Raw genomic sequence first — 15,325 nt, 5'->3', positions numbered from 1 at the left:
GGAGTTGGCCATGAAGGCTGCAACGCTGCGCGTTTATCAGACGCTGCATACCTGGGTCGGCCTGATGGCCGGCTGGGCCCTGTTCATCGCGTTCTTCGCCGGCGCGATCACGGTGTTCCACCACGAGCTGCACGAGTGGCAGTCGCCGGCGCGTATCCGCGGCGAAACCCACACCGCCGCCAAGCCGTCGCCCGAGGACCTGGACCGCTTCGTCGCCACGCTGGTCAAGGCCCATCCCGAGGCCGCGGCCAGCGTCTATATCGGCCTGCCGACCGAAGGCGAGCCGCACACCACTGCCTACTGGATGGACGCCAAGGGCGAGTGGCAGACCACCAACGAGGAGAAGCTCGGCGCGGGCCGGACCTCGCCGCAGGACACCTCGCTCGACGGCGTGCGCGGCGAGCTGTCGAACTTCCTGAATGCCCTGCACTACACGCTGGGCCTGCCGATGCAGGCCGGCATGCATTTCATGGGCGTGGTGTCGGTGCTGTACGGGCTGGCGCTGGTTTCCGGCGTGCTGCTGCATCTGCCGCGGCTGAAGAAGGACCTGTTCGCCGTGCGCCCGGGCCGCAACCTGAAGCGCTTCTGGATGGACGCGCACAACGTGATCGGCCTGTTCAGCCTGCCCTTCCATCTGGTCATCGCGATCACCGGCGCGCTGTTCTGCGTGTCGATGACGCTGGCGATGGCCTTCAACGTGCTGACCTTCGACGGCAAGCTGATGTCGGCGCTGCCTACCGCAATGTCGTCGGTGCCGGAGGTGCAGGCGGCCGGCAAGCCGGCGCCGCTGATGCCGGCGCGCGAACTGATCGAGATCGCGCAGCGCACCGCCGGCGACGGCTTCAAGCCGAATTCCGTCCGTTATCAGCGCGTGGGCGACGCCAATGCGCTGATCGAAGTGCGCGGCGACAGCGAGCGCGCGCTCGGCAATTTCGGCTCGGTCGGCATCCATGCCGCCGCCGGGCAGCCCGACAGCGGGCGCGTGATCGCCAATCAGACCGCCAGCGGGCGGGACGCCAACCATGGCCTGTACAGCGCGCTGTTCGCGCTGCATTTCGGCACCTACGGCGACCTGGCGCTGCGGCTGGTCTATCTGATCGCCGGGCTGGCGGGGGCCTTCCTGTTCTACTCGGGCAATCTGCTGTGGATCGAGTCGCGCCGCAAGGCACGCCAGGCCGAGCAGCCGCGCGTGCACCGGCTGCTGGCGCAGGCCACGGTCGGCGTCTGCATCGGCTGCTGTGTCGGCGTGGCGGTGGCCTTCACCGGCGCGCTGCTGTGGCCCGAGCGTCCGTCGTCGTTTGTCTACTTCCCGGTGTTCTTCGCCGCGCTGGCCTGGGCGCTGCTGCGTCCGCCCGTGCGCGCCGCGATCGAGCTGCTGTACGCGGCGGCGCTGGCCTATCTGGCGGTACCGGTGGCCAACGCGATCCTGACCGGCGACCATCTGCTGCGCAGCGTGCGGCAAGGCGAATGGGCCGTCGCCGGCTTCGACATCGGCGCGCTGGTCTTCGCGGTCGGCTTCGTCGCGCTGGCACGCGCCACGCAGCGCCGTGCCCGCACCGGCCCCGCCGACTCGGTATGGGCGCCGCGCCCGAGCCGCGGCGATCCCGGCCCGTCGGCGCCGCCGGTGGTCGACACGCCGTAACACCGGCCGCACCGGGCCTCCCCGGTGCCCCCACCGCACCCACCGAGGCGCGGCAGGGCCGAGCGGCGCGGTTCCCGGCGCCGCGGCCCACAAGACCACCCCCACCCAATCTGCACAGCTCCCAGGCGCACGCGGTCCCCCGTGGCGTCCGGGGAGCCGTGCGCGTTCGCATAACGCATTCGCATCACGACCGAAGAGGAAATCGAGCCATGTCCAACCCTCGCCGCGGCCGCCCCGCGCTGACACCGCTGGCGCGCCAGCTTGCCCTGATCGTCGCCGTCGGCGGCGCCGCCACGCCGGCGCTCGCGCAGAACGCCACGGGCACCGCCGCCGTTCCACCTACCCCCGCTGCCACACCCACCGCCACCGCGCAGGCCGAACTGCCGACCGTCCACGTCACCGCCGGCAGCGAGCCCGCCTATCGCGCCCGCGACGCCAGCACCGGCGCCCTCGGCGACAAGCCGCTGCAGGACACGCCGTTCTCGGTGTCGGTGGTGCCGCAGGAGCTGATCGAGAACCGCCAGGCCATCACGCTGGGCGACGTGTTCCGCGGCGATCCGTCGGTCGCGCCGATCGGCGACGGCTATATCGGCGAGTCGGCGGGTTTGACGATCCGTGGCCTGCATCTCGATCTGCTCGAGGGCTACAAGATCGACGGCCTCGCCATCCCGAACTGGGGCAGCGACGTGCCGCTCGAACACTTCGAACGCGTCGAGCTGCTCAAGGGCCTGGGCGGCTTCATGTACGGCTTCGGCGCACCGGGCGGCATCGCCAACTTCGTCACCAAGCGCCCCACCTCGAAATTCGCCGGCAGCGCGACGCTCGGCTATGTCTCGGACGGGGTGCTGCGCGAGTCGATCGACGTCGGCGGCCGCTTCGGCGCGAACGACATGTTCGGCGCGCGCGCCGGCTTCGTGCACGAGGAAGGCGACACCTTCGTCGACGGCGGCCATATCAAGCGCGATTCCGCCTCGGTGGCGCTCGACGCAAGGCTGAGCCCCAACCTGCGCTGGTCGCTCGACGGCCTCTACCAGCAGCGCAACGTCAAGGGCGCCTACTACGGCATCATCCCCGGCCAGGACTTCGGCGCGCCGGTGACCGAATTCGTCCACACGCCCCGCACGCTCGACGGCAGCCAGCGCGTAGCGAGCAAGGGCACCTATTACGAGACCGAGATCAAGAGCATCGGCACCGAGCTCAACTGGGGCTTCGCCGACGACTGGAACCTGCGCACCTCGTACCGCTTCACGCAGCAGAACCGCGGCAATGCCGACAGCGCGATCCTGCTGCTGGACAACGCCGGCAACTACGCCGAGAACCAGTACAGCTCGTACTCGCGCTACCACTATCAGCACGCGCAGACGATGGCGACCGGCAAGGTCCGCACCGGCAGCATCGAGCACGATATCGCCGCGGGCCTGTCGTGGCAGAGCCTGGTGCAGAACTGGGGCAGCTTCGCCGGCGGCGGCATCATCGGCTACGGCAATCTGTACGATCCCGGCCAGTTCGTGCCGACCGGCCTGCCGCTGTCGCGCGTGCCGTCGTCGGACGTGCTGTACCGCGCGTCGAAGATCGAGCAGAAGTCGGTCTTCTTCAGCGACACGATCAAGTTCAACGAGCAGTGGTCGTTACTGGCTGGCCTGCGTTACACCCGCTACGACCAGACCGGCTATACGCCGGAGGGCGCGATCTCGAGCACCTACAGGAAGTCGCCGCTGACGCCGACCGTCGCGCTGATGTACAAGCCGGTGCAGCCGCTGACGCTGTACGGCAGCTATGTCGAATCGCTCGAAGCCGGAGGCTCCGCGCCGCTGACCGCGCGCAACGCGGGCGAGGTGTTCGGTCCGCTCAAGAGCCGCCAGTACGAGATCGGCGCCAAGGCCGAACTGGAGGACTGGACCATCAATGCGGCGCTGTTCCAGATCCAGCGCGGCCTGAACTACCTTCGCAACGACAACGTCTACACGCAGGATGGCGAGACCCGCTATCGCGGCATCGAACTGTCGGCCCGCGGCAAGCTCGCGCGCGACTGGACGCTGATGGGCGGCGTCACGCTGCTCGATTCGGAGAACGTCGAAGCTTCGCCAGACGTGCTGGGCAAGCGGGCCTACAGCGCGCCGACCTTCAAGGCCACCGCCTACATCGAGTACGCGGTACCGCCCGTGCCCGGCCTGGTGCTGACCGCCGGCGGCCAGTACGTGTCGAAGATGGCGCTGGAGGCGAACAACAGCAACTGGGTGCCGGCGTACCACACCTTCGATGCGGGTATCCGCTATTCGACCAGGCTGGGCAAGACGCCGGCGGTGTTCCGGCTGGTGGTCGACAACCTGACCAACGAGAAGTACTGGCTGCCCAGCTACGGCTTCATCCTGACCCAGGGCGCGCCGCGTACGGTGCGGGCCAGCGCGACGTTCAGCTTCTGACGTGGTGCCGTCGCGGCAGCAAGACGCAAGCAGAAACGAGAAAGGCGGACCGGTGGGTCCGCCTTGTTGTCGAGCTGGTCCTTGGCGAGGGTCGCGTCAGGCCCGGAAAACGTCCTCGATCACTTCCGCGCGCAGAAGCTGAATGCCCCAGCGCTCGAGTTCTTCAGGGGTTGCGATCTCGATCCGCTGCACAACGGACGTTTGCAGCGGGCCAAAGCGCTCGGCCAACTGCTTTTGCAGCATGCGGGCCTCGCCTTCTTGCCGAGCCTCCTCGCGGAGCTTGTGGGTGAAACGTTGTAGATTGGCACCTACCACTTGCATGTCGACCTCCATCAATTGAAACACCTGATCGGGTGTCAGGACGCTGCCCCGTTGGCCGCACAGCAATGCCGCGAAGGTCTTGGCGAACGCCAGCTTGAGTTTCGGCTCATGCCGCAAGCGCGTCCTGCATTCGATCATCAGCGACACGACAGTATCGTAATCGGCTGCCCGCTCAATGCGAAACAGCAGCGCCGCTAGATTGTCATCGGGCAACTGCGCTTCGCTCAATCGGTTGATGTCCAGCAACGTATGTTGCTGGTGCAATTGACACGCTGCCAAGCCGTTGGGCAGCGACACAACGACATCGCGGATGTTCGTACATGCGCTCCATGGCGTATCGCCGTTATACAGGACGATCGACAGCGCCGCGGGCACCCTTCGATCCGGCAACACCTGGCCCGCGCGGACAAGCTCCTGGTGCAGCAAAGCCGTATAGGCCGCCATGCGCGGCGCCATGTAGCGATCGATGGTGCTCTGGAATTCGAGCAGCACGTACAGGTGGCCCCATGGATCGCCGGCATCGACACGCCACACCATGTCGCTGGCACGCTGCCGCATGTTGTCGGCGACGTAGTTGCCGGAAACCCGTTCCAGCGTCGAGTAGTCCAGCGCGCGAAGCCAGTCGCTGCGAGTGAATTCGCGCAAGAGGTCGCGCATCATTTCCGGCATGGCGAACAACAGCTTGTAGCCGGCGTCGTAGTCCCTGGCCATTGCTTCGTTCAGCGTTGTTGAGATGCCGCAAAGAATGCCTTTGCACGGGACCTCGTGCTGACGAAAAGATGTGCCGTACTTTAGGTTGCGGACGGGATGGGGCGAGCCGGCTTCGCCACGGCGTGATCCGGCTTGCGGCCCCTGCAACGGAACGAGGCCCGCTCAACCGACCAGCTTCGCCTCCATCGCCGCCTTCAGATCGGCAATCAGGTCGCGCGTATCCTCCAGCCCGATATACAGCCGCACCAGTTCGCCAGCGTCCTGCCAGCCGGCGGGCGGCCAGCTGCCCGCCGGACGCATCGTCGGCACGTGGTACGGCACGGCCAGGCTGTGCGCGCCACCCCAGGACCAGCCGATCGAGAACAGTCGCAGCGCCTCGACGAAGGCATCGACCTGGGCGCGCGGATAGCGCGCGCGCAGCACTACCGCGAACAGGCCGCTCGCCCCGGAGAAATCGCGGCGCCAGAAAGCGTGGCCGGGACAGTCCGGCAGCGCCGGATGCAGGACCCGGGCAACCTCGGGCCGCTGCGCCAGCCACTCGGCCACCTCGCGCGCGGCGCGGTCGTGCGCGGCGAGCCGCACCGGCATGCTCGGCAGCGAGCGCAGCACCAGGTAGCAGTCGTCGGCCGACACGCCCCAGCCCATCAGCATGCGTACGCGCTTGATGCGCTGGTAGAGCTTGTCGTCGCGGCACAGCACCGCGCCCATCAGCACGTCGCTGCCGCCGGACTGGTACTTCGTCAGCGCCTGCACGGACAGGTCGATGCCCTTGTCGAAGGGACGGAAATAGATGCCGGCCGACCAGGTGTTGTCGATCGCGGTCAGCACGCCGCGCGCCCTGGCGGCGGCGACGATGGCCTCGCTGTCCGGCACCTCCATCGTCACGGAGCCCGGCGCCTCCATCCAGATCAGCCGCGTATTGGGCCGGATCAGCTCGGCGATGCCGGCGCCGATCATCGGGTCGTAGGGCCGCACCGTGATGCCGAAATCGCGCGCCAGCCATTCGCCGTGCTCGCGATTGGGACCGTAGACGTTGTACGGCACCAGCACGTCGTCGCCGGCCTTCAGCAGCGCGAAATAGACCAGCGAGATCGCGCCGAGGCCGGACGGCAGCAGCAAGGCGTGACTGGCGCCTTCGAGCATCGCCAGATGCTGGCACAGCGCCTCGCTGGTCGGGGTTGCATGGATGCCGTAGCGCCAGTAGGTGGTCGCGCCGTCGCCATGCGCGCGCAGCTCCGCGAGATTGCGGAACACCACGGTGGAGCCGCGCTGCGTCGGCGGCGAGAAGGAGGCGAAACCGGGAGGGACCTGCAGCGGCGGCTGCACCGCCAGCGTCTGCACGTAGCAGTCGGGCGTTGCGGAGGGATCGTTGTCGTTCGGGGAAGCGGCGTTCGTATCGGTCAGCGGACGGTCGGACACGGCGGATTCCTTGTCTGGCGAGTGCGGATAGAGTCTCCGAGCTTACCAGCAATGGCGCCGCCGCCGCCATGGGGCGGACGGCCAATGCGCGGCCCGCCCCGCTTGACCTCGATCCGCTTGACCTGCTTGACCTGCTTGACCTGATTGGCCTGCTCGACCTGATTGGCCTGCTTGACCTGCTTGGCCTGCTTGACGCGCCGCTTGACCGCTTGACGCTTAACGCTTGCGGTCTTCGACGATCCCCGATCGCGGCGGCGACGGTCCGTAGACCACGCCGCTGTTCGGCGTCATGTCGATCGAGGGCACCGCGACCACGCCGTCGGGGCCGACATAGACGGGCATGTGCTGGCCGGAAGGATACGGCTGGGGCGGCGGCAGAGCCGGCACCGCCGGCATGCCGCGGGCGGCGTCGCGCTGGCGTTGCGCCGGCGCCTTGCCGTTTTTGCCTGGGGTGCCGGCGCCATTGCCGGCGCGCGGCGGCGACGCGGTCGACAGCACCGTGTCGCCGGCCGCCGTCGCCGGCGCGGACCACGCCAGCATGGCGGCGGCCGCGACCCCGGCCGCGCCGATCGCTGCAGCCAGGCCTGCCCCGCGCCGCCGGCCCATGGTCAGATCCGCTCGAAAATGGCGGCGATACCCTGGCCGCCGCCGATGCACATCGTCACCAGCGCATAGCGGCCCTGCACCCGCTGCAGTTCGTACAGCGCCTTGACCGTGATCAGCGCGCCGGTCGCGCCGATCGGATGCCCCAGCGAGATGCCCGAACCGTTCGGATTGACCTTCAGCGGGTCCAGGCCGAGGGCCTTGTTGACCGCACAGGCCTGCGCGGCGAAGGCCTCGTTGGCCTCGATCACGTCCAGATCGGCGACCGACAGGCCGGCGCGCTCGAGCGCCTTGCGTGTGGCCGGCACCGGGCCGATGCCCATGGTCTTCGGGTCGACGCCCGCATGGCCGTACGACACCAGCCGCGCCAGCGGCTTCAGGCCGCGCCGCTCGGCGACGCCGCGCTCCATCAGCACGACCGCGGCCGCACCGTCGTTCAGGCCCGACGCATTGCCGGCCGTCACGGTGCCGTTCTCCTTGACGAAGACCGGCTTGAGCTTGGACATGTCCTCGGCCTTGGCGTCGTGGCGCACATGCTCGTCGGTATCGAACACGACGTCGCCCTTGCGCGACTTCAGCGTGACGGGGAGGATCTGATCCTTGAAGCGCCCTTCGCGGATCGCGGCCGACGCACGGCGATGCGATTCCAGCGCGGCCTCGTCCTGCTGCGCGCGGCTGATGTCGTATTCGCGCGCGACGTTCTCGGCGGTCACGCCCATGTGGATCGAATGGAAGGGGTCGTGCAGCGCGCCCAGCATCATGTCGAGCAGCTTGGCGTCGCCCATGCGCGCTCCCCAGCGGGCAGCGGGCGCCAGATACGGCGCGCGGCTCATGCTCTCGGCGCCGCCGCCGATGGCGACGTCGGCATCGCCCAGCATCACGGTCTGCGCCGCGCTGACGATGGCCTGCAGGCCGGAGCCGCACAGCCGGTTGACCGTCAGCGCCGGGGCGTCGATCGACACGCCGCCCTCGACCGCCGCGACGCGCGCCAGATACATGTCGCGCGGCTCGGTCTGAATCACGTTGCCAAACACCACGTGGCCGACCTCGTCGCCCTGCACGCTGGCGCGGGCCAACGCCTCGCGCACCACCATTGCGCCGAGCTCGGTCGGCGACAGGTCCTTGAGGCTGCCGCCGAAGGTTCCGATCGGGGTCCGTACGCCGCTGACCACCACCACTTCACGGGTCATGTCTGTCTCCATTGGGTAATGTTGCACCGCAAAGTATAGCCCTGCGGTCCATTTTCCGAACGATCGTACTTTTACCTAATGTCAGTGTGGCGATCGGTGCGGCGGCCGGCCCCGGCCGGCATGCCGGCAGCGTTACGCCACCGCCTCGCCCCACAGGTCGTGGCCGTCGGCGCCGGTGATCCGCACCGAGACGAATTCGCCGGTCTTGTAGCGTTGATACGGCTTCGCGGGCGGATCGATATAGACCAGACCGTCGATCTCCGGCGCATCGGCGGCCGAGCGGCCGATGCCGCCGTCCTGATTGACCTCGTCGACCAGCACGCGCAGCGTCTGGCCGACCTTGCGCTGCAGACGGCGGGCCGAGACCTCCTCCGCCACTTCCATGAAGCGCGCGCGGCGCTCCTCGCGGACCTCGTCCGGCAGCGCGCCGGGCAGATCGTTGGCCGTCGCGCCGTCGACCGGCGAATAGGCGAAGCAGCCGACGCGGTCCAGTTCGGCCTCGGCGATGAAGTCGAGCAGCGTCTGGAACTCGGCCTCGGTTTCGCCCGGGAAGCCGGCGATAAAGGTGCTGCGGATGGTCAGGTCCGGACAGATCTCGCGCCATGCGCGGATCCGCTCCATCGTCTTCTCGGCGTTGGCCGGGCGCTTCATCCGCTTGAGCACATCGGGGTGCGCGTGCTGCAGCGGCACGTCCAGATACGGCAGCACATGGCCGTCGTTCATCAGCGGGATGATCTCGTCGACGTGCGGATACGGATAAACGTAGTGCAGCCGCACCCAGGCGCCGTACTCGCGCGCCAGCTCGCCCAGCGCGCCGACCAGTTCGGTCATCCGCGTCTTCAGCGGACGGCCGTTCCAGAAGCCGGTGCGGTACTTGACGTCGACGCCGTAGGCGCTGGTGTCCTGCGAGATCACCAGCAGCTCCTTGACGCCGGACTTGAACAGGTTCTCCGCCTCCAGCATCACCTCGGCCACCGGACGGGACACCAGGTCGCCGCGCATCGACGGGATGATGCAGAACGAGCAGCGGTGATTGCAGCCCTCGGAAATCTTCAGATAGGCGTAGTGCTTGGGCGTCAGCTTGATGCCGGCCGGCGGCACCAGATCGATGAAGGGATCGTGCGGCTTGGGCAGGTGCGTGTGCACCGCCTGCATGACCTCGCCGAGCGCATGCGGGCCGGTGACGGCCAGTACCTTGGGATGCACGCTGGTGACGATATCGTTGCCGCCGGCGTCCTTCTTGGCGCCCAGGCAGCCGGTGACGATGACCTTGCCGTTCTCGGTCAGCGCCTCGCCGATCGCGTCCAGGCTCTCCTGCACCGCCTCGTCGATAAAGCCGCAGGTATTGACGACCACCAGATCGGCACCGTCATAGGTGCCGCTGATGGCGTAACCCTCGGCACGCAGCTGGGTGATGATCTGTTCGGAATCGACGAGGGCCTTGGGGCAACCGAGTGATACGAAGCCCACCTTCGGCGTGGTGGCGGCCGCGCCAGTGACGGCGCCGGCGGGAGACGAGGACGGAGAGGACGACTGAGACGACATGGATTTCGCGGTGTGGGGGCCGCGCCTTGTGGTGGCGCGCGCGGTCTTGGGCCGCGACCTGCCATCCCGAAGACGGCCGTGGCGGCGGAACGACCGCGATTCTACCCCGAGACCACCGCGTCGGCAGGCGGGCGCTCTGCCCCGCCGCGACTGCTGTTCAACGACAGGCCGCGTTCAGCCCTGGCCGGTCTTCTTGTTGTTGTCCGGCTGGTTGAACGGGAAATTGCCGAACATGTTCTTGGCCTGGTTCTGCATCTGCTCCTGCATCTGCACGAACAGGTTCTTGCTCTGCTCGATGTAGTTGCTCATCATGCCCTGCATCATCGGCGCCTGCATGTTCATGAATTGCGACCACATGTCGGGGCTGAAGGCTTCGCCCGAATACAGGCCCTTCGAGTTCTCGGCCAGCTTGTTCTGGATGTCGATGAAGGCCTGGATGTTCTTCTCCAGGTAGGTGCCCATCATGCCCTGCATCGCGTGGCCGTAGAAACGGATGATCTGCGACAGCATCGCGCTGGAGAACATCGGCACGCCACCGGTTTCTTCCTCGAGGATGATCTGCAGCAGGATGCTGCGGGTCAGTTCGTCACCGGACTTGGCATCGACGACCTTGAACTCCTCGTTGTCCATCACGAGCTGCTTGACATCGGCCAGGGTGATATAGGTGCTGGTCTGCGTGTCGTAGAGCCGGCGATTGGGATATTTCTTGATCAGTCGCTCTGCGCCTTTCTTGGTGGTGGCCATCGGTGCTCTATCCTTTTGTAGTCCGCTGCCGGTGCGCTGACGCCGCGGCCCGTGCTCGTGCGGCACGGTCGATCGGTTCGCTGTTGCACCGCATGCCGTGCGGTGCGCAATCCGGCAACGCTTGCGGCGCGGGGCCGACCCGCCGGCCAGGGGCGCGATCCGCGTCGTATTTCTCGATGTCCCAAATTGGTGCCGGCGGCGTTGATGCCCTGATTCTATGCTTAACAAGGCACTGTGAAAAGGCACGGGCGCTAAGGAAAACCCGCAAGCAAACGCGAGAAATCGCCGGGCAAAAACGGGAGAAAACGAAGTATCGGCGCGCGCCGCGCGCACGCGCCGGCACGGTGCTGCGGCGCGTCCAACGCAGCGCAGCACCGCCCGCGCCATGTCGGCGTCGGGCGGCGGCGGGCCGGAGCGGTGCCGGCCCGCTCGGTCAGCCCATGTGCAGGCCGCCGTTCAGCGAGAAGTCGGCACCGGTGGCGAAGCCGGATTCCTCCGACGCGAGCCAGGCGCAGATCGAGGCGATTTCCTCCGGCTGGCCCAGGCGCTTGACGGGGATCGTGCCGACGATCTTGTCGAGCACGTCCTGACGGATCGCCTTGACCATGTCGGTGGCGATATAGCCCGGCGACACCGTGTTGACCGTCACGCCCTTGGTCGCGACTTCCTGCGCCAGCGCCATCGTGAAGCCGTGCAGGCCGGCCTTCGCGGTCGAGTAGTTGGTCTGGCCGAACTGCCCCTTCTGCCCGTTGACCGACGAGATATTGATGATCCGGCCCCAGCCGCGATCCGCCATGCCGTCGATCACCTGCTTGGTGACGTTGAACAGCGAGGTCAGGTTGGTGTCGATCACCGCGTCCCAGTCGGCGCGCGTCATCTTGCGGAACACCACGTCGCGCGTGATGCCCGCATTGTTGATCAGCACGTCGACCTCGCCGACCTCCGCCTTGACCTTGTCGAACGCCGCCTTGGTCGAATCCCAGTCGGCCACGTTGCCCTCGGAGGCAATGAAGTCGAAGCCGAGCGCCTTCTGCTGTTCCAGCCAGCGCTCGCGGCGCGGCGAGTTGGGGCCGCAGCCCGCGATCACGCGAAAGCCGTCCTTGGCCAGGCGCTGGCAGATCGCGGTGCCGATGCCGCCCATGCCGCCCGTTACGTATGCAATGCGCTGAGTCATATCCACTCCTGATCAGATTCTTGTTATCGACGCCGGCGCGCCGGTCGGACGGCGCCATGCCGTCCGCATTGAAACCGTGCGTGCCGGCCCGCCCCTCCTCACCGTTCCACGGCGAGCGCCACCCCCATGCCGCCGCCGATGCACAGCGACGCCAGGCCCTTCTTCGCATCGCGCCGCTTCATTTCGTGCAGCAGCGTCACCAGAATGCGGCAGCCCGACGCGCCGATCGGATGGCCGATCGCGATCGCGCCGCCATTGACGTTGACCTTGTCGGTGTCCCAGCCCATCTGCTTGTGCACCGCCAGCGCCTGCGCGGCGAACGCCTCGTTGATCTCCATCAGGTCCAGGTCCTGCACGCTCCAGCCGGCGCGCGACAGGCAGCGCTGCGAGGCCGGCACCGGGCCCATGCCCATGACCTTCGGGTCGACGCCGGCGTTGGCAAAGGCGCGGATCGTGGCAAGCGGGGTCAGGCCCAGCTCGCGCGCCTTGGCGGCCGACATCACCACCACGGCGGCGGCGCCATCGTTGATGCCCGAGGCATTGGCCGCGGTCACGGTGCCCGCCTTGTCGAAGGCCGGCTTCAGGCCGGCGATGCTCTCGAGCGTCGCGCCGTGGCGAACGAACTCGTCGGTGGCGAACGCCACCGGTTCGCCCTTGCGCTGCGGGATCATCACCGGAACGATTTCCTCGTCGAAACGCCCGGCCTTCTGCGCGGCCTCGGCATTGTTCTGCGAGCTGACCGCGAACTCGTCCTGCGCCTCGCGCGAGATGCCGTATTCCTTGGCCACGTTCTCGGCGGTGATGCCCATGTGGTACTGGTTGTAGACGTCCCACAGGCCGTCGACGATCATCGTGTCGATCAGCTTGGCGTCGCCCATGCGGAAGCCGTCGCGCGAGCCCGGCAGCACGTGCGGCGCCGCGCTCATGTTCTCCTGGCCGCCGGCCACGACGATCTCGGCATCGCCGGAGGCGATCGCGTTGGCGGCCAGCATCACGGCCTTCAGGCCCGAACCGCACACCTTGTTGATCGTCATCGCCGGGACCATATGCGGCAGTCCGGCCTTGATCGCCGCCTGGCGCGCCGGGTTCTGTCCCGAGCCGGCGGTCAGCACCTGGCCCATGATCACTTCGCTGACCTGCTCCGGCTTGACGCCGGCGCGCTCGAGCGCGGCCTGGATGACGATGGCGCCCAGCTCGGGGGCCGGCACCTTGGCCAGCGAGCCGCCGAATTTGCCTACCGCGGTGCGCGCGGCCGATACGATCACAACGTCAGTCATGTTCAGTCCTCTCAATGGAATGCGGATACTGCGGATTCAGGATGTCGATGCGGATGTCGATGCGAGGGTGCGGAAGAGGCAGCGGCCGAGTCAGTCTCCCATGAAGGGTTCGCCTTCGGTGACGGTTGAGCTCGTTGGCAGCCCGGCGCTCTCCCCCTCTCGCGTTGCCCCGGTTCTCTAAGCCTTGGCCTTGACGTAGCGGCCAGGCGCCGGCTCGATGGCCGGATAGTCGCGGCTGCCGTACTGCGTCGGTGCCGCCTTTTTCGCGCCGGCGTGCTTGCCGAGCCAGGCAAACCAGTCCGGCCACCAGCTGCCGGGCGCCTCCGTCGCGCCGGCAAGCCAGTCGTTCGGACTGTCGGGCAGGTCTTCGTTGAGCCAGTGGCTGCGCTTGTTCTTCGCCGGCGGATTGATGACGCCGGCGATATGCCCGGACGCGCCCAGCACGAAGCGCAGGTCATTGGACAACAGCCGCGTCGACGCATACGCCGCGGTCCACGGCACGATATGGTCCTCGCGCGAGCCGTACAGATAGGTCGGCACGTCGATCTTGCCGAGGTCGACCGGCACGCCGCAGACGGTCAGCTTGCCGGGCACCTTCAGCTCGTCCTGCAGATAGGTGTGGCGCAGATACCAGCAATACCAGGGTCCCGGCAGATTGGTCGCGTCGCCGTTCCAGAACAGCAGGTCGAACGGCACCGGCGTGTTGCCCTTCAGATAGTTGTCGACCACGTAGTTCCAGACCAGGTCGTTCGGCCGCAGGAACGAGAACGTGTTGGCCAGCTCGATGCCGCGCAGCAACGCGCAGGGCGCACCCGCCGCGCCGCCGAGGGTGGCTTCGCGCAACTGCACGTGGGCTTCGTCGACGAAGACGTCGAGCACGCCGGTGTCGGAGAAATCGAGCAGCGTGGTCAGCAGCGTGAGGCTCTGCGCCGGACGTTCGCCGCGCCCTGCCATCACCGCCAGCGCGGTCGACACGATGGTGCCGCCTACGCAGAAGCCCAGCACATTGATGCGCGGCTGCCCGCTGATGGCACGCGCGACCTCGATCGCGCGGATCGCGCCGTGCTCGATATAGTCGTCCCAGGTACGCGCCGCCATGCTCGCATCCGGATTGCGCCACGACACCAGGAACACGGTATGGCCCTGCTCGACGATGTGGCGGACCAGCGAGCTCTCCGGCTGCAGGTCGAGGATGTAGTACTTGTTGATGCACGGCGGCACCATTAGCAGCGGCCGTGCATGGACCTTGGCGGTCAGCGGCTTGTACTGCAACAACTGGAAGTATTCGTTCTCGTAGACCACCGCGCCCTCGGTGACCGCGACATTGCGGCCGACTTCGAAGGCCGACTCGTCGGTCTGCGAGATCTTGCCGCGCGTCAGGTCCTCGAGCATGTTGCGCAGGCCGGCGCGCAACGATTCGCCGTTCGATTCGATCAGGCGCCGCTGCGCCTCCGGGTTGGTCGCGAGGAAATTGGCCGGCGACATCGCATCGACCCACTGCGTCACCGCGAAGCGGATGCGCTGCCGCGTCTTCGCATCGGCCTCGACGGCATCGGCCATCTCGCTCATCGCGCGCGCGGTCAGCAGATAGAAGGCCGCGGCGTAGCGATACGGCGCGTTGCTGCGCCAGGCATCGCCGGCGAAGCGCCGGTCGGTCAGCTGCACCTGCTGCTGGTCGCCGGCCGCCATCGCGCGCCACAGGTCGGTGAAACCCTGCATGAAGCGCTGCTGGATCTCGGCGAGCTGCGCCGGGGCAATCTTGATGCCGGGAAATGCAGCGCCGGGGAATCCGGCACCAGGAAAGGCGCCGCCGGGGAAGCCGCCCAACGCCGCGAACGCTTCCGCGCCCGGCATGCCGCCGGCCGCGCGGCCATTGGCCTGAGCCTGCCTGGACCACTCCAGCCATGTCGCTGGATCGAATGGCCCCGGCGTCGATGAAAACGGTGTGGTCTTTTCTTCCTGTCCGGAAGCTGCCGCGCCTTTGCCGGTCGCCATGATGTCGTGTCTCTCTGCCGTCTGATGGTAAGCCGGCCCGGAACGCGTTCAGCGATTCGCTCCGGGAGAACCGGCACGCGGCGCGCTCCTCCGGCCACGGAGCGCGTGCGGTATGCTTGCCGAATGACGGCCAGCGCGCTTTCCACGGCATACCGTGGTGCGGGGCGCTGCGGGCCGCACAGTTACTCGCCGTCCGGGGCATTGTTGCCTTGCAACGACGACGCTGTCAATGCGGGAAACGTCTTGACGCAAAGGCGCTCCGCGGTCGCCGATCCTGCCCG

The 15,325-nt window shown here is 67.6% G+C and carries 11 protein-coding genes; 2 read left to right on the top strand and 9 right to left on the bottom strand.

The annotated features are described in order from the left end of the window. Window positions 1-10 precede the first annotated feature (10 nt). Together F7Q96_RS07425 and F7Q96_RS07420 are read left to right on the top strand one after the other, a co-directional pair. Window positions 11-1,642: a PepSY-associated TM helix domain-containing protein gene (locus tag F7Q96_RS07425; protein WP_053821962.1), complete on the top strand. Its 1,632-nt coding sequence runs from the start codon at window positions 11-13 to the stop codon at window positions 1,640-1,642. A 209-nt stretch (window positions 1,643-1,851) separates the two neighbouring features. Continuing rightward, a complete protein-coding gene (locus F7Q96_RS07420; protein ID WP_053821963.1) occupies window positions 1,852-4,065 on the top strand; it encodes a TonB-dependent siderophore receptor in 2,214 nt (737 codons plus the stop codon). Between the two features lie 96 nt (window positions 4,066-4,161). Here the strand turns inward: F7Q96_RS07420 and F7Q96_RS07415 are convergent, their stop codons facing one another. From F7Q96_RS07415 to phaC, 9 genes are all read right to left on the bottom strand, one after another. Beyond that, the gene (locus F7Q96_RS07415) at window positions 4,162-5,097 is read right to left on the bottom strand and encodes an Rpn family recombination-promoting nuclease/putative transposase (RefSeq protein ID WP_053821964.1); all 936 of its coding nucleotides are present in this window, start codon (window positions 5,095-5,097) and stop codon (window positions 4,162-4,164) included. A gap of 162 nt (window positions 5,098-5,259) precedes the next feature. Continuing rightward, a complete protein-coding gene (locus tag F7Q96_RS07410) occupies window positions 5,260-6,501 on the bottom strand; it encodes a cystathionine beta-lyase (protein WP_212762986.1) in 1,242 nt (413 codons plus the stop codon). A 231-nt stretch (window positions 6,502-6,732) separates the two neighbouring features. Next, complete coding sequence (locus F7Q96_RS07405) at window positions 6,733-7,122, bottom strand: hypothetical protein (protein WP_151022317.1); 390 nt, start codon at window positions 7,120-7,122, stop codon at window positions 6,733-6,735. A gap of 2 nt (window positions 7,123-7,124) precedes the next feature. Further along, window positions 7,125-8,309 carry a beta-ketothiolase BktB gene (bktB, locus tag F7Q96_RS07400; RefSeq protein WP_053821966.1) on the bottom strand — a complete coding sequence of 395 codons (1,185 nt, stop codon included), beginning with the start codon at window positions 8,307-8,309 and terminating at the stop codon, window positions 7,125-7,127. 132 nt (window positions 8,310-8,441) lie between these two features. Then, window positions 8,442-9,854 (bottom strand): 30S ribosomal protein S12 methylthiotransferase RimO, encoded by a 1,413-nt coding sequence (rimO, locus tag F7Q96_RS07395; RefSeq protein ID WP_082371487.1) that lies wholly within the window; start codon window positions 9,852-9,854, stop codon window positions 8,442-8,444. 174 nt (window positions 9,855-10,028) lie between these two features. Next, a complete protein-coding gene (gene phaR / locus F7Q96_RS07390) occupies window positions 10,029-10,598 on the bottom strand; it encodes a polyhydroxyalkanoate synthesis repressor PhaR (RefSeq protein ID WP_023264416.1) in 570 nt (189 codons plus the stop codon). 433 nt (window positions 10,599-11,031) lie between these two features. Next, window positions 11,032-11,772: a 3-ketoacyl-ACP reductase gene (locus F7Q96_RS07385; RefSeq protein ID WP_006577377.1), complete on the bottom strand. Its 741-nt coding sequence runs from the start codon at window positions 11,770-11,772 to the stop codon at window positions 11,032-11,034. A 98-nt stretch (window positions 11,773-11,870) separates the two neighbouring features. After that, window positions 11,871-13,049 carry an acetyl-CoA C-acetyltransferase gene (locus F7Q96_RS07380; RefSeq protein ID WP_053821968.1) on the bottom strand — a complete coding sequence of 393 codons (1,179 nt, stop codon included), beginning with the start codon at window positions 13,047-13,049 and terminating at the stop codon, window positions 11,871-11,873. A gap of 177 nt (window positions 13,050-13,226) precedes the next feature. Further along, on the bottom strand, window positions 13,227-15,044 hold the full coding sequence (gene phaC, locus F7Q96_RS07375; RefSeq protein WP_053821969.1) for a class I poly(R)-hydroxyalkanoic acid synthase: 1,818 nt from the start codon (window positions 15,042-15,044) through the stop codon (window positions 13,227-13,229). Window positions 15,045-15,325 lie beyond the last annotated feature (281 nt).

Source organism: Cupriavidus gilardii (assembly GCF_008801915.1).
GTDB classification, from domain to species: Bacteria; Pseudomonadota; Gammaproteobacteria; order Burkholderiales; family Burkholderiaceae; genus Cupriavidus; species Cupriavidus gilardii.
Note: the sequence above shows the minus strand (reverse complement) of the source record. Positions and strands in the feature narration are given on the sequence as shown.

What these genes read in the sequence shown, in the direction of transcription:
- F7Q96_RS07425 (WP_053821962.1), top strand. Translation starts at nt 11, where the DNA reads ATGAAGGCTGCAACGCTGCGCGTTTATCAGACGCTGCATACCTGGGTC.
- F7Q96_RS07405 (WP_151022317.1), bottom strand. Translation starts at nt 7,122, where the DNA reads ATGGGCCGGCGGCGCGGGGCAGGCCTGGCTGCAGCGATCGGCGCGGCC.
- F7Q96_RS07420 (WP_053821963.1), top strand. Translation starts at nt 1,852, where the DNA reads ATGTCCAACCCTCGCCGCGGCCGCCCCGCGCTGACACCGCTGGCGCGC.
- phaR (WP_023264416.1), bottom strand. Translation starts at nt 10,598, where the DNA reads ATGGCCACCACCAAGAAAGGCGCAGAGCGACTGATCAAGAAATATCCC.
- rimO (WP_082371487.1), bottom strand. Translation starts at nt 9,854, where the DNA reads ATGTCGTCTCAGTCGTCCTCTCCGTCCTCGTCTCCCGCCGGCGCCGTC.
- phaC (WP_053821969.1), bottom strand. Translation starts at nt 15,044, where the DNA reads ATGGCGACCGGCAAAGGCGCGGCAGCTTCCGGACAGGAAGAAAAGACC.
- F7Q96_RS07380 (WP_053821968.1), bottom strand. Translation starts at nt 13,049, where the DNA reads ATGACTGACGTTGTGATCGTATCGGCCGCGCGCACCGCGGTAGGCAAA.
- F7Q96_RS07385 (WP_006577377.1), bottom strand. Translation starts at nt 11,772, where the DNA reads ATGACTCAGCGCATTGCATACGTAACGGGCGGCATGGGCGGCATCGGC.
- F7Q96_RS07415 (WP_053821964.1), bottom strand. Translation starts at nt 5,097, where the DNA reads ATGGCCAGGGACTACGACGCCGGCTACAAGCTGTTGTTCGCCATGCCG.
- bktB (WP_053821966.1), bottom strand. Translation starts at nt 8,309, where the DNA reads ATGACCCGTGAAGTGGTGGTGGTCAGCGGCGTACGGACCCCGATCGGA.